Origin of the sequence: Microcoleus sp. D3_18a_C4 (assembly GCF_036702415.1) — a bacterium.
GTDB lineage: Bacteria > Cyanobacteriota > Cyanobacteriia > Cyanobacteriales > Microcoleaceae > Microcoleus.
The window spans coordinates 1-15564 of record NZ_JAUBTI010000030.1 but is presented as its reverse complement, the minus strand read 5'-3'; the positions used below and the strand labels follow the sequence as shown (position 1 = coordinate 15564).

The 15564-nt window shown below is 47.8% G+C and carries 5 protein-coding genes; 2 read left to right on the top strand and 3 right to left on the bottom strand.

The features are described from left to right. Positions 1-92 precede the first annotated feature (92 nt). The 3 genes from QUB16_RS15520 to QUB16_RS15510 are packed head-to-tail and all read right to left on the bottom strand — an operon-like array spanning position 93 to position 11490. On the bottom strand, positions 93-1445 hold the full coding sequence (locus tag QUB16_RS15520) for a hypothetical protein (RefSeq protein ID WP_333317357.1): 1353 nt from the start codon (positions 1443-1445) through the stop codon (positions 93-95). Further along, positions 1445-6175: an FG-GAP-like repeat-containing protein gene (locus tag QUB16_RS15515; protein ID WP_333317356.1), complete on the bottom strand. Its 4731-nt coding sequence runs from the start codon at positions 6173-6175 to the stop codon at positions 1445-1447. The genes QUB16_RS15520 and QUB16_RS15515 overlap by 1 nt, the downstream gene beginning before the upstream one ends. Continuing rightward, positions 6127-11490 carry an FG-GAP-like repeat-containing protein gene (locus QUB16_RS15510; protein ID WP_333317354.1) on the bottom strand — a complete coding sequence of 1788 codons (5364 nt, stop codon included), beginning with the start codon at positions 11488-11490 and terminating at the stop codon, positions 6127-6129. The genes QUB16_RS15515 and QUB16_RS15510 overlap by 49 nt, the downstream gene beginning before the upstream one ends. A 386-nt stretch (positions 11491-11876) precedes the next feature. On the opposite strand from QUB16_RS15510, the gene hslO reads away from it, so the two are divergent. Both hslO and QUB16_RS15500 read left to right on the top strand, forming a co-directional pair. Beyond that, positions 11877-12776: an Hsp33 family molecular chaperone HslO gene (gene hslO, locus QUB16_RS15505; RefSeq protein ID WP_333317352.1), complete on the top strand. Its 900-nt coding sequence runs from the start codon at positions 11877-11879 to the stop codon at positions 12774-12776. A gap of 619 nt (positions 12777-13395) precedes the next feature. Next, the gene (locus QUB16_RS15500) at positions 13396-15459 is read left to right on the top strand and encodes a hypothetical protein (RefSeq protein ID WP_333317350.1); all 2064 of its coding nucleotides are present in this window, start codon (positions 13396-13398) and stop codon (positions 15457-15459) included. Positions 15460-15564 lie beyond the last annotated feature (105 nt).

Sequence of the window (15564 nt, the reverse complement as noted above, 5' to 3'; positions counted from 1 at the left end):
AATCCAGATTTGATGGTTAAGTAAATGTTAGCAGACGTTGAGATAAATTGACACATCTCTAAAATTTACCAATTAAGTAAAATAGTTAAAGTCTAGTCAAAGGAAGGGTCTGTATACCATTTTTTCATGTTTTCGTACCATTTCATTACTTGCTCGTGTTCCTCAATTAACTCAGGGCTGGCTCCTTCTTTTTGGTAATCTAGGTACGAATCATTGTGCTGAAATTCACAACTAACGTGATAGCCTTGCGGTAAAGTCTTCCAATAAGTTGCTTCCCAGGGTTTGAGGACATTCCATTTTTCGGTTCCTGGGATGTGTCGCTCCTTAAAAATCAAGTTGTCTAAACTCAACAATTGCTCTATAATTTCTCTCTGGGTACTGAGAATTCCATATTCATAATAAGGGAACGCCCCACGAAAATTCACAATAAAAAACTTATTCCAATCAGGGTGAGCCATTGCTTCCCATCTAGCACCACCTTGAGGAGTTAAATAGTAGCTTGCTACAAGTCTTCCAATTAAGTGGTCTTGAATTCCTGCCCTGGTTAAGACAACATCTGAAGCTGGTTCGGTGTCGTATTCATCGTCAAACACCATTGCTTTAATGTCACCTCTCTGAAACAGGGAATCTGCTGCAAGCACTACTTCAGCCTGAGATAGATGCTCTGAGTGTGCAAAACTGATTAGTGCCTCCCATTTGCATATTACAAACTTAAGCATCAAGTATTCGATTTTGAGATTCGGACTTTTTGCTAATGCTGTGGAATAGTTAAGTTCTGCTTCACACTGCTTAAAGTAGTTTGTATACCATATTCTAGTGCTAGAATACCAGTTATTTGCTTGTTTTTCTCGTTCAATTAACTTAGGATCGCGCTTAGCAGCTTCATCAAATTCAACGCTTCTACTTTCATACCGAACTTCGTAACCAATAGGAAGTGTTTTCCAATAAGTAGCTTGCCAAGGAGTCAATATTTCCCATGATTCTGTGCCAGGAATAATATAGGTACGGGTATTTCCACGATCTATTAAATGGTACAAGGCTAAATATGCTTCTAATAATTTACGGTCAGCGCAGCTAAGGAAACCATTATATCCTGTCCAATACAAATTCCAATTAGGATGAGAGACAGATTCCCATTTGTTCCCTCCTTGACTTGTCAAAAAGTAGAAGAGATTTATTTTTTGGTGAATAGCCAAGTCAATTTCAGATTTTGAAGGGATAAAACCTCTATTGACGCCGTACTCATCCAAATCTGACGGAGTAATTGCTAGCAAATCTCCTTTTTGAAAGAGACCATTTAATACATCAGTAATTTCGGCTACGGTGAGATTGAGGGGTGCGCGATTGATGGCCAGGTATCCGTATTGCTCATCAGGAACAATCCAACTGAAACCAATCATTTCTGTAACAGCAGTATCTAGGAACCAATACTCTAATTTGTTCATTAGAACCCTCGATTGTAATATTTATTACCTGCTTTATCTTTAATGTTCAGAATAGCAAATCGGTTTACTAAGTCGGGAGGATTTCCTTCTTTACAACATTTACATTCAGCTATAGAGCCAGCACTTTTCTTTGGGAGAAGGTCTTTGATGTAAACGTTGTAATGATTAGAACCTGTAGGATTTTTACATTTAAACTTATCCGCTGGGTCGCCTTTTCCCTCTTGACGCTCAAGCTCTCTATAATCTTTGATCAGAGGATGCTTTCCTCTAAAGTTCTGCATAGCTTGAACAGCAGAGTTAATAGTTGTATCTTTATACCCTCCAAAAGGCAAATCATTTGTCACCAAATCACTACACTTATCATATGAGCTGAATGGGGGATCGTCACAGGTTGGACAATTGCTACCTTTCTTTTTGGGTGTTCTAGTTGGAGAGGCTGACTTTGGCGCTGACGCGGGGGCTGGTGCAGGGGCTGTCTGATCGGGTCGCTTAGGAGGTGTCTTAAGCGGTGGAGTAGGCTGAGTTTGTCCCTGTGGCTGAATCAACCCTCTCCGCAGTCTTTCCTCAAACAGTCGATCGTCCTGACCAGCAGGAAGAGGATTCAGCAACCCACCACCACCAGGAGGTGCAAGCAATATACCCAAACCAGGCACACGCTGGAGAAGACCACCCAAAGGCGGTAGAGGCAAAGCCGGTGCAGGCAAAGGTATCGCTACAGGAACCTGTTCTCCCGACGGATCGGTATAATTAGTAGGACTATTCCCCACATACCGATAAAGATTAGCATCTCCACCCCCAAATCCAATAGTATCCTCACTAATAAACCTCCCCACCTGCGGGTCATAATACCTCGAATTGTAATAATAATTCCCCGTTTCAGCATCCAACTCCCGCCCCGTAAAACCAAACCGGAAACCCACACTCGGATTAGTTTGACTCCTCACCTTCCCAAAACTATCATAACCAATCCGATTCTGAATCGCCCCATTAGAATCAACCAAATCCCGCACCGTTCCCAAATTATCCGTCAGCGGCCACAACACGCTACCGCCAGCACTTTCATCCGCCAAAATCTGGTCAGTTTCCACACCGTGCAAATAACGGTGCGTTTGAGAACCAGCACCATCAAAAGTCAAAGCAATATGCTGTCCGTCGTAAACCAAACGCTCAACTTGAGGCGCTGCACTGCCAGCACCATCCGCATCAACTTCTTTAACAATGCGGCGATTCAAACCATCATAACTATACTGAGCCGACTTAATTACAGAACCGCTACCATTCTTACCCACAACCTGAGTTAAACGGTTCCGATAATCCCAACTGTACTCAGTCACCTCACCCGTAACAACATCAGTCCGCTTCGTGAGATTCCCCTCACCATCGTACTCGTAATTGTAAACAGCATCCGACTGTAACTGATTGTTACTTCCAGTTTGATATCCAGAATTAGTTCGACTCCCATTATCATCGTAACTGTAACTCTCATCACTCTGAGAACTGTAATCTGCACCAGTCAACTGGTCTCGCTTGTCATAACTGTAATTGGTACTACCATCCGGCGAAGTAAATCCAGTCACTCGATTGGCAAAATCGTAAGTCCAAGCATAATTAGCTAACGTCACATCCCCCTTACCGTGACTCAACCGAGTTAAACGACCCACACTGTCATAAACATACTCGCTTTTTGCCACCAAACCCGTCCCATTCAAATCGCTGTAACGAGTAACATCCTTAGTTTTACCCGCAGCATCATAATTCATATCAACCCGCTTGGAACTTACCCCATTTCCGCTTTGAGTAATCCGAGTTACTCGGTTCCCATCATCATAAGTAAAAGACTTCGTTCCCCGCAATTGACCGTTAATTGTATCCGTCACAGAAATCGGACGATTAACCTGATTGTATGCGTACTTCAACAACACATTTGGCACGTTCGGAGCTCCCGCATTGTCAACAGTTTCCAAATTGCCAGCCAAATCGTAAGTCAAAGCATAAGTTGCATCGGGGTCGCTAATAGTTTTAAGCTGACCTGCTGCATCGTAGCTTGAAGTAATCGTCCGAATAGAAGTGTTAGCTGAATTCAGCCACTGTTCCTCTGTTGAACGGTTGAGTTTGTCGTAAACAAACTTGCGAGTGCGGTTATTTCCGTCTTTAGATGTTATTAAATTACCTACCGAATCGTAGGTGTAGCTGCGAGTTCGGTTTAGCGGTTGATTCGTTTCAGTTTTGAGTCGATTTAATTCATCGTAGGCGAAGGTTGTTTTGTTGTTTGAAGGGTCGGTGAGGGAACTGACATTGCCAACACTATCGTAAGCTGTAGTTGTAGTTTTGTTGAGAGCATCTGTGACTGTTGTTTGACGGTTTAAAGCATCGTAACCGTAGCGAGTGGTGTTGCCCAAACCGTCTGCGACAGCACTAACATTACCGTTAGCATCGTATTCTGTAGACACTTTGTTGCCGATGGGGTCGGTGACGGAAGTAGTTCGGTCTTTTGTGTCGTAAGTATATTCGGTTTTGTCTCCCACTTCGTTGGTGAATGTGAGGAGGTTGCTGTTAGCGTCGTAGGTGGATTTTGTGGTATGATTGAGAGGATCTTTGGTGTCGGTTTGGCGGTTGAGATTGTCGTAGGTGAATTCGGTGGAGTGGTTGAGAGCGTCAGTAATTTTAGTTCGATTGCCGGCTTTGTCGTAAGTGTAGGTGGTATTGTTGAGTTTGGGGTCAATGACAGTTTTTTGGCGGTTTAAAGCATCGTAGGTAAAGGAAGTCTTGCGAAGTAGCGGGTCAGTAACTGATTTGAGAGTGCCACCTTTATTGTACTCGGATGTTGTGACATTATTGAGTGGATCTGTGATTTGAGTTTGACGATTCAGAGCATCGTAAACGTATTGAGTTTTGTTAGTGTTAGCATCAATTTCAGCAGTAACATTCCCAACCTTATCGTACTCAGTTTTGCTCGTACTAGCAATAGTAGTCTGTGCCGCTTGAGTAACATCCGTGCGCCTTCCCAACGAATCATACTTGTACTCAGTCCGGTTATTATTAGCATCAACTTGAGCCACCATTTGATTAGCCGCGTCATACTCAAAACGAGTAACTTTCTCACTAGGATCGACCTCTCGAATTAACCTGCCGCGCGCATCATAAACCTTGTTAGTTCGGTTGCCTTTTGCATCAAAGCTCGCCGTCTGATTATTATCAGAATCATACCGCATCTTCTCTGCCGTACCGTCAGGATTCACCGTCTCCACCAACCGATTCCGACTGTCATACCGATACTCGGTTTTCCTTCCCAACGGGTCAACCATCAACACCTGATTCCCATTCTTATCATACTCGTAACTCGTTACCGGCGAACTCAACGGCCCGCTACCATCCGGGTCAGGAGCTTTTACTTTAACGAGCTGATTCATGATATTGTACTCAGACTCGCTACGGTTGCCCTTCTCATCAATTACCGCCGTCTGATTTCCATCGCCATCATATTCAAACTGCTGCGTTGCTTCATCAAGAGTCGCTTTAGCAAACGTCGTCTTTTTCAACAGATTCATCGCATCATATTCATACTCAGTGCGGATGCCATTTTCATCAATAACTGCCTTTTGATTCCCCGCAGCATCGTACTCAAACTGCTGCACCGCTTCATCAACAGTCCCCTTAGCAACAGTAATCTTCACCAACTGGTCTTTATCGTTATAATCGTAATCTGTCACCCGTCCGTTGGGGTCAGTTTCAATGTCAATTAAATTTTTATTTGTGTAGGTATAGCTAGTAACAACATCATCGCTGTCGCCAACAGCGCCTACTACGTTTGTCACTTTTATTCTGTTACCAGTAAGCGAGTCAATTTCGTAAAGAGTTTGGCGGCCTAATTCATCAGTTTCGCCGGTTACTTGATTGAAAACATTATCGTAAGTAAAGCTGCGTTTGCCAGTACCCCCTCCCTGTTCGTTTCTCACAGTATTATTGAGACTTACAGAAACGCCGTTATAACCACTAACCAAGACCATATCTAAGTCACCATCTAAGTCAAGGTCTTCTAATGCCACAGATGGCTGATATGCGTTACCATTGGCATAATTATCAGCGGGACTTGCTAAGATACCACTGCCATTATTTAACATGACACTCTCGTAACCGTAACCGCTGCCGGAAACAACGACATCTAAATCATCATCTAAATCCAAGTCCCCTATAGCTACAGATTCAGGATAAATATTAGACCTAAGTGGGTAATTAGTTGCCACAGCGAAAGAACCATTGCTGTTACCCAATAATACAGATGCAACAGATTCTCCGCTACCTGAACTAGCCGTAACGATATCATTTCTGCTATCTTTATTGATATCTCCTACAGCTACGCCCCCTGGCCTAGAACCAGCCATGTAATTATTTTCAGCAGCAAAAGTGCCATTACCATTACCCAATAATACTGACACCCCACCAGTTGAATAATTGGTGTCATAGCGACTTGCACTAATAATATCTAAGTTGCCATCCTTATCTAAATCATTCAAAATTACGGTTTCTGGTCGATAATTTAGCGTTATATCGGTTCGGGAAAAAGAGCCGCTGCTGTTGCCCAAAAGCACTGATATATTTTTGCTAGAATCACTGGCCGTAACGATATCATTCTGGCCATCCTTATTGAGATCTCCCACAGCTACGGATACTGCCCCATAACCTACTGTATAATTGGTTGGAGTACCGAAATTACCATTGCCATCGCCCAATAATACTGATACTGTACCGCTATCGGGATTCGTACCCCATAAAAATTGGCAGTAACGATATCGTTTTTGCCGTCTCCATTTACATCCCCTAAAGCTACAGATGTTGGCTGGTTTGCCACAGGGTAATTTGTTGGAGGAGTAAAAGTACCGTCGCCATTTCCAGGTAGCACCGATACATTATTACTATAACGATTGGCAGTAATAATATCAGGAATTCCATCATCATTGACATCTTTAATTGTTGCTACACTAGAAGATGCCTCAACTGGGTAGTAAGTCTTAGCAGCAAACAACTGATCGTCGTTGTTATTTGAACCTGTTTGAGGCGTACCGGAAAGGGAATCCGAAATGCTTTTGACATTGCCCTTAGCATCGTACTCGTAAGAGGTAGTATTGCCCCGCGCGTCGGTTCTTTTGGTCACTAAGAAATTCTGATTTCGCTCAAAGGTAGGTTGATTTCCCCCTCCATCTTTTGCCGAAACAACTTGACCTGTTTGGTCGAGAATCTGAGTAACTACGCCACCGCTACCATCAGCATAACTTGCTTCTACCGCACCTAAAGGTTGAGCTACAGGCGCATTCAAAGGATTAGTTGTATCCTCCTTCCGATAAAGTCCTTGTACCTGTACGGGTGCCACCTGCAACTGCGAACCGTCTTTACGAATTCCTCCCGTTGCCCTACCTGCAAAGTCGTATAATGTTTGTTCTGAAAATCCCCGTTTGTCTACTTCTTTTGTGATGTGACGTTCGCTGTCGTAGCTAAACGTCCGCGCTTTGGTATCGGGGTCAACAATCTTTTGCAAGTTGCCGGCAGCGTCGTATTCTAACTTCGTCAACCGTCCAGCCGGGTCTTCTATTTGACTTACTTTGCCATTCGCATAGGTCAACTTGGTAATCAACCCAGCTACGTCGATGATTTGGGACAACTCACCGGATGAATTGTAAGTATATTTGGTTTCGTCGCCGTTGGCTTCTTTAACCGAAACCAGACGCTTGTCGGCATTGAAACTATAAACAGTTTTGTCAGTTAAGGTGCGGGTAAACGTGCCGTCTGTCAGTTTCTCTAATTTGGAGAAATCCCCTGGAGGAGATACATACTCTTCCCCTGCTAGTGTGGATTTATCGAATACCAATTCGCTGCCGTCACCGTCAATTAACAATAATGAAGAGTCGGAATTTTCTACTAATTCCTGCCATCCAGCTATTCCCCAACCGCTGCCGAAAGGACTGTTAATTGTGTTGACTGAAACTAACTTATCCTTCGTGTCGGTTGAAGAACCCGCAAAAATAGTACCCGTAAATCGGCGGATGCCGCTGTTAATAGTATAGTCGTACTGACCCGAAGGCAAGGCACTCATATCGACTTGCAGGGCGGCATCAATTGTACCTCCATTATTAGGCATTGACCAGAAGTGTTCGCCTCCCGTTAAACCGTATTGATTGCCGGAATATCCGGGTACTTGATACTGAAATTTTTCTCCTTCTACGGTTAATTTAGCTACTAATTTTTGCGCTGTATCGGCGGGCGCGTTATTGTAGCCGAAGTGGACGATCTGTCTGGGGTCTGCTCTGAGAGAATCGTAGGTTAGAGTTAAGCTGCGGGTTTCTCCCATTGACTGGTAAGGTACGAGGTCGTGGGTTTCGATGACTGCCCCGGAGTGCATTTCTACTTCAGAGGTTAAGCCGCCTTTTGCTTTGCATTCGTTGCACTTGTCTTTGGGATTGCGGGGGTCTTGACCCGGATTTCTGGGCGAAGGTGCTGGGGGGGCGAAGAAGTGCCAACTGCTGTTGCGGATGCCGCCTGAAACAGTTTCTATTGCACTCCCGTCAGCAGTGACTTTACCGGTGCCTACATTGTCGAAGTCGCCTGTGGTGGGGTTAATCGACCACAAGTCCATCGTGCTGTCCGGTGCGTATCCCGCGCGGTTGGGCAAGGAGAGGGGGGCAGGGGTGCTAAACACCATATCCCCCGGCTGAATGGTGACTACCAAGTCGGTATGCAGGTTGGGCGGCAGGGCGGCGGGGGTTAATTCTGTGGGGACTTCGGTGATGCTGAGGTTTTCGGTGTAGGGGTTGCCTTCAGCATCTTGGAGGGAACCGGCTTTGACAAATACCGATGCTTTGGGAATGGCTGCGGTGGTGACGGTGGTGTCGGCGGCTGGGTTGATAATTTTGCCGTTGGCGGTGTCGATCGGCGGCAGGTAAATCGGACGGGAGATGACGTTGTTAACGTTGGAGTAAACTTCGTGTTCCAATAACAACGGCAGTTTTTCGGCAATGTAGGGGTAGTTGTCTTCGCCTGTAATGCCGTCGCCGTAAATTTGCAGGGTATCTGGCGGCACTAATTCGGGAAGTCCGAGTTCCGCCAAACCGGGAAATTCCAGCCGCAGAATTTCAAAGGAACCGTCGGCTGCTGTTATTGCCCGCAAGGCGCCGAGTCCCACCAACACACCTTCTAAGGGTTGCTGGTTGGTGTTTTGAATTACTCCTGAAATGCGAGTGAGGCCGGCAGTCGAAGGGGTAACGTTAACTGTAACAGGTCGAGTTGTTTCTAAAACTCCGTCGCTAGCGACTACCGTAAAGTTGTAGGTTCCGATTTCTTCGGGAGTGGGAGAAATTTCTAGGGTGCCGTTGCCGGTGATTTTCCCCGTGGGTAAGGAAGCGGACGATTTGACGGCAAAGCTGATGGGGTCGCCGTCGGAGTCGGTTGCGGTGAGGGGCAGCTTGAAAGTTTCTCCGATTTTAACGTCGATGGACTCGATTGCAGCCAAGTTTGGAGCTTGATTGGCGACACCGGCAATGGCGGTAGCCGTGAGGGAAAATTTCTGAAAGTTGGGATTGCTGATGACTAATTCTACAGCATCTGAAATAGCCCCAGTATCCAATCCCCCAGCAGGAATAGCACCGCGCAAATTGATGTAGGGTTTGCCGCTGCTGTCGGTACCGTCGGGATTTTGCAGGGTTACTGCGGCTGGCAAATCGGGGAAAACTACCGCCACGCTGCGGCTGACGGGGCTGCCAGTATTTTGTACCTGTACTGATGCTTTGTAGTTGCCGGTGGCGGGGTCAAACTGTACCTGACTGAAATTTACTTTTAAATTGGGGGCTGCTGTCAGGTTGTCGGTATTGAGACTGCCGCCGCTGGCAGTTTTGTTCTGCGCTGGCAGAAAGACTGGGCTGGCTGTACCTTCTTCATCGACGGTGTTGGTGAGGTTCTTGACTTCTACGGTACTGCCAGTATCGGTGTCGCTGTCGGTCAATCTGAACAGCAGATTACCGCTGCTGCTGTTTTTCAAACTGCTCAAATCGATTTCTACGGTGTCGCCGCTGTACCGCACTCGTCCAGGTACGAATTCGGCTTTGCTGCCGATTAGGGAAAACAGCGGGGTTCCGGGGGTACCTCCGTCGAGTAGGGTTTGGTTGGGGTCGTTTGGGGAAACGAGGTAAATTTGGAACAAGTCTTCAATTGCTGAAGCTGTATCTGTTTTGTCGAAGTCGGCTTTGAGTTGGAACCGCAGGGTGCGGCTGCCTGTGGTTTGCCCTAATTGCACGGGTACTACGGCTTGGACGAGTTTGCTGTTGCGTTCGGCCAGGAGTACGGTGTCTGTTGATGTTGCTGCCCAACCTGTTGTTTGTGGGGGGGCGACGGTAAAGCTGTTAGTGACTTGGAAGTTGATGTTTTGAGATGTTTGGTTGCCGCTGGTGTCTGTTGCTTCTAGAACCGCAGTGTGGCTGCCGGTAGCTAGGGGCGAGTTCGGAGGCGAGTCGTCGAACTTACCGCTGGTGTCTGGGTTCAGGGTATTAAGGCTGCCACCATCGACGGAGTATTGCAGGTTGGACAGATTTGTCCCGGTGTCGGTTGCCGTACCGATGAGTCGGGCTGTACTGCTGTGGTTGCCTCCGGAAATTGGCGTCAGCAGGGTGGTTTGGGGTGCGGCGGTGTCGAGGGTGAAGTTGAGGCTGAAAGTGTTTGATGTGTTGCCACGGGAGTCGGTGGCAATCAGGCGGAGGGTGTGGATGCCATCTCTGAGGGGGTTGCGGCGGATGGTTTCGAGTTGGGTGCGACTGAGGGTGAAGCTGCCGCTGCTGTTGAGGAGGGGGGTGATGTCGGCGAATTCGGCAATGGGAGTGTCGTCGAAACCGGCACGGAAGCTGGCTATGCTGCTGCTGTCGGTGACGGTACCGCCGATCGTAGGATTGTTTGTAATGCGATCGCTGTTGGATGTTCCGGTATCGTTGGTTAAGGTGGCGGCGATCGCGGGCGGTGTTGTATCGTTGGGAACTAAGCTGTTAGCGTAGCTGATAATTTGCTGTCCCAGAGGGGTGGTGCGCCATTCTCTGGCTGGGTTGATGACACTGCCGATTGGGGTGGCGTTGCCACTCGCGCCGATAAAGCTGACGATAATATCATTGTAGTCGCGGTCTGTTTGGGCCGCCGGCTCGTCTTCAATGGCAAAGGTATTGCCCGAACCTGTAACGTCGGCGAGTGCTAGCTGGTAGCCGCTGTTGGTGGAATTAGTTGGGGAGACGGAGAATAAAGGGCGGCGTTCGGGGAATAAATTCCACAGCAATTGGGTGGCGTAAGATATTTGTATTGTGCCATTGGGAATCACCATGACCGCGAAGGTGTCACCTGGGGTCATGGTGAAGTTTTTGAGGCCGGTGTATGGCCCCGAACCCCAATTAAATTCTCCTGGCATTGAACCGCTGAATTTGGCGCCTTCGGTAGAGTCGCGGATTACAACGCGACCTAACGTGGAATTGGTGAGAACTCTGCGGAATGCCTCTAGGATGAAGGGTTTTGAACCGGGGATTAAGGTTTCCATCCCCTTCATGCTGAAAATAGCCAGTTCCCCTTGGTAGTATCCTCCATCAAACAGGTAGTCTGCACTGACTTGTCCGCTAGCACCGACTTGGAAAACTCCGGCTGGCAAAGTGCTATTTTTTGCCTGCCGTTCGGGGGTGGATGCGCCGAGGAGTTGGCTCCAAACGGTGCGGTCAGCTTGTGTTTCTACTTTTTCGCCGGTTAAGATGTCGCTGCTTGCGGAGGCTGAGGGCGAGGCCTTTGGGGCTGCACCCAAGAGTTGCGGTTGTGTTAAAAATTGTTCAAAACTATTGGCATCTTCAACTTTTTGGGGGATTAAAAAATTGACAGTGGATGTTTGTAAAAGTGGAACGGGAATGCTGTTGGAACTGTCGGTAATGCTGCTTGAAGTTAGTAAATTTCCTGACGTTAATAAATCGGTTTTTGTTAATTCGGGATTAATTTCAAAGGGCTTTTCCAGAGGCAATAAAACGTCTTGAATTTTATTCATATATCCTCATGATTATTTAGCAGTAAACCCGAATCGCCATCGAAAAATTAACTAAAAAGTAAAAATTTACCGCAGACAGGCGCAGATAGATGCAGATACGTTGGGATAAAAACTGACGCTACACATCAATGCGCGAAATTCTGTAAATATACTCTTTTTGTCTTTCTATGTAGCAAAGCATACACGGCTTGGAGTTTTATTTGTTCAAAAAAACTTTAAATTTTATAAACATAAATTGCGAAATGTAATATTATTGCTTTGATAGTTAAAACAAGTTCGATCGCACTCCCAGGCCCGCCGAGTCAACTGCTGCTCTCTGCTGCCACAACCTTCAAGAACTTCTAAAATAGTTCGAGAAGGTATCAAAAGACAAAGTAAGGTTTTTCATGGCCGATCAATTAATTCGCGCTACAGCCGCAGAGGGCGGAATTCGCGCTGTAGCCGTCATTTCCACCCGCCTCACCGAAGAAGCAAGACAGCGGCACAAGCTCTCCTACGTGGCTACAGCCGCCCTCGGCCGCACGATGTCAGCAGGGCTGTTACTCGCCTCCAGCATGAAGCGGCCCGAATCGAGGGTCAACATTCGCATCAAAGGAGATGGGCCACTGGGCGGGCTTCTGGTTGATGCAGGACTTGATGGAACAGTTCGAGGTTATGTGGATAATCCCGAAGTGGAACTGCCGCCCAATGCTAAAGGCAAACTCGATGTCGGCGGGGCAATAGGTGACGGGTATTTGTACGTGGTGCGGGACGTTGGATACGGCTTCCCTTATTCAAGTACGGTGGAATTGGTTTCCGGCGAAATTGGCGACGATCTGACTCACTATTTGGCAACCTCCGAGCAAACGCCTTCGGCTCTGGTTTTGGGGGTGTTTGTGGGGGCGGGCGGGGTAGAAGCGTCTGGGGGTGTGCTGTTGCAGGTTCTGCCGAAGGCGGCAACGGACGAAAAATTGGTGCAAACTTTAGAATCTAGAGTTGCTCAATTGTCAGGCTTTACGCCGCTGCTGCGATCGGGCAAAACGCTGCACCAGATTCTCGAAGAGTTACTGGGAGATATGGGCCTGGAAATTTTCCCGGAAACTCAGATGGTGCGCTTTGACTGTGGCTGTTCGTTCGATCGAGTTTTGGGAGCTCTGAAAATGTTGGGCGAAGCGGAACTCCAAGACATGATTGAAAAAGATGGGGGGGCTGAGGCTACGTGCCATTTCTGCAACGAGGTTTACAAAGCTAATAGCGACCAACTGGCGGAACTCATCGGCGATTTGCGCTCAAACTCCGGTTCTTGAGATAATAATTGGTAATTGGCAATCAGGAGTGCGAGTTGGGGATAAAGGCCTTGACCAATTGCCAATTACCCATTATCAATTACCTAATCACAAAATTTTGATTTTTGCGGTTTGGCGATCGGCTCTTGCAGTCTTTCGCCTGCACGAGTATTTAAAAGTGGTCAGTAACGAGCGGGCTAAAGCCACGCTCGCTTGTAAGAGAAATCGAGCAAGCTATGCTGACCAGACCCCTCGCAAGAGGAGACGTTATTTAGGTCACGACACCGGCGAATGATCCGCCAGTTTTCCGCTCTGTCACCTGCGATTAAACAGTTTTAAAGTCACTGAAACAGTGTCGCAGGTCTAACAAGCCTTTATAACCAGGTCTGCACGAACATTACCCCGCAAGGGAGACTGAGGCAACCATACCTCATCGGAGGGGCAACCATACCCCTCCAACCCGAAAGGGGAAAGACTCAAGGCGATTGAAATCGCCGAGTCGTTTTCCTCTCAGGACTGAAGTCGCGCTCGTTTCCCACTTACCGAGTTTTTTTATGAATACATTCTATAGAGCAGTCAATAGCAGCGATCGCTGTTTTGAAATAATTAAGACAGGCTGGTTGTTGTTTGTGGTGAGGATATGAGTCAAGATCGCAAAACATCAGGCCGTTGGTCTGCATCAGAATCCTTGGAGTCAACCAAGGATACTTCGTCGCTGGTGCGGCTACCAGCAAGGAAAAACCGGGCCCAACGACTTAAAGAGCTCCGAGAGTTGGTTACTTCGGGAAAAATGCCGTCCGGGCATCTGGAACTACCGCCGAATTTGTCTGGGGAAAACTCGCAGCCGCCGGGGGAACACAATCCGTTGTGGCGGATCTGGTCGAAGAAGTGGCAGTTTTGGCTGGCGGTGAGTTTGATGCTGTCGGTGGGTATGGGGTTTGTGGCAATTGCGTCTTTGCTCAACCTGACCTCGCAGTCGAATTGCTCAAAGATTTTTTGGCCGACGGCTTCTGCTAACGATCGCTTTTTTTGTGCTCAAGAAGCAGCAAGCAAGCGGACGGCGGATGATTTGCTGTTGGCGATCGAATTAGTGAATGCTTTGCCACAAAACCATCCGCTGCGGCCGAGAATTAACACTCAAATCGATCGGTGGTCGGAGGATATTATTAGGCTGGGAAATGCTAGTTTCCAAGAAGGAAAGCTGGATGAGGCGATTGCCCTCGCTCGTAAGGTTCCTAAAAACGTTCCGGCTTACCCGAAGATGGAAAAGCAGATTGAAAAGTGGCAGTCGATATGGAGCGATGCAGAGAAAATTTACCGCACGGCGGAAGACCACTTGCGTCAGGAAGAGTGGCCGCTGGCTTTCAGCCAAGCTACTCTGCTTTTGGATTTGGGAAATACTTTCTGGGAATCGGCTAAGTACGAGGAATTGACTAAGCTAATTCAGACGACTAAGGCGGAGGGCAATAAGTTGCTAAAAGCCCGGAATACAGCCTCCGAGGGAGGTCTCGACAATCTGGTGAAGGGGATTAAGCTGGCTGAGGGAATTGGTCAAAACAGTTATTTGTATCAAGCTGCCAATAAGGCGATCGCGGAATTTAGCAAGAAAATTCTGGATATCGCCCAAAAACGCTTGCAGGCAGGGGATTGGCAGGAGGCGATGGCGATCGCTAACAAGATTCCAGACTCGGCAAATTTAACGGAACAAGTACAAGATTTTAATGAGTTGGCGAATGCTACTTCTCTGGCTTTGACTGGCTCTGTTGAGGGTTTCTCCAAGGCGATCGAGATTGCTCAAAAGTTCAAGTCCGGCCGCCCTTTATACAAACAAGCTCAAGATTTAGTCGGCCGCTGGCAACAAGAAATGGCTGATGTGAAAGTTTTGGATTTGGCAAGCAGGCTGGCGGCGCCTGGTGGGGTAAATGATTTGAGGGCTGCGATCGCGCAATTGCAAACAGTCCCGGAATCAAATCCCCGCGCTTCGGAAGCTCTCCGTCAAATTAGCACCTTGAGCCGTCAAATCGAGCTGCTGGAAGACAGTCCGTATTTGCAAAGAGCGAACGATTTGGCAAGTACGGGCGATCCGAATGCTCTGGAAGCCGCTGTTGCTCAAGCTTCTCGGATCGCTAGAGGTAGGGCGCTTTACGTGGAAGCTCAAGCCAAAATTCAAGCTTGGATCGAGAGGAGACAGCGGCTTGTTGACCAGCCGTTTTTGGATAGAGCTCAGCAGCTAGCGGCGGGCGGCAATTTGGCGGGGGCAATTGAGATGGCCCGCCGGATTAGATCGGGACGGGTGCTTTATGAGGAAGCTCGATCGAACATTCGGACTTGGGAGGCTCAATTTCAGGGCGAGCAAAATTTGCAGAACGCCCGTCAGACCGCCCGGGCGGGGACTGCTGACGCTTTGCAAACGGCAATTGCGCTGGCAAGTCAGGTTCCCGAGTCGAGTTCGCTCCGGTGGCAGGCGAGTGAGGCGATTGATGAGTGGAGCCAGCGGATTTTGGCGCTTGGTGTGGAAGAGTCGTCGTCGGATCTGGCTGGGGCGATCGCGACTTTGAAGAAAATTCCATCGGGGACTCGGGCTTTTGAGCAAGCTCGATCGCAAATCAAAGTTTGGGAGGAGTCGCTGAATCCTCCTGAGTCTGAATCTCCCCCTCCCGAACCACCGGAAACTGAGCCTCCTACCAGCTCTGGCAATCGCTAGGTTTGAGGGTGAGAAGCTGCTACCTAATATGGAATGAGAATTAAATAACTTCCACTCTTGAAAGTGGGATGGGCGTCCCGCCCGTCCAAAAAGGACGGGCGGGAC

Coding starts and splice junctions, on each gene's coding strand:
- QUB16_RS15520 (WP_333317357.1), bottom strand. CDS start 1,445: ATGAACAAATTAGAGTATTGGTTCCTAGATACTGCTGTTACAGAAATG.
- QUB16_RS15510 (WP_333317354.1), bottom strand. CDS start 11,490: ATGAATAAAATTCAAGACGTTTTATTGCCTCTGGAAAAGCCCTTTGAA.
- hslO (WP_333317352.1), top strand. CDS start 11,877: ATGGCCGATCAATTAATTCGCGCTACAGCCGCAGAGGGCGGAATTCGC.
- QUB16_RS15500 (WP_333317350.1), top strand. CDS start 13,396: ATGAGTCAAGATCGCAAAACATCAGGCCGTTGGTCTGCATCAGAATCC.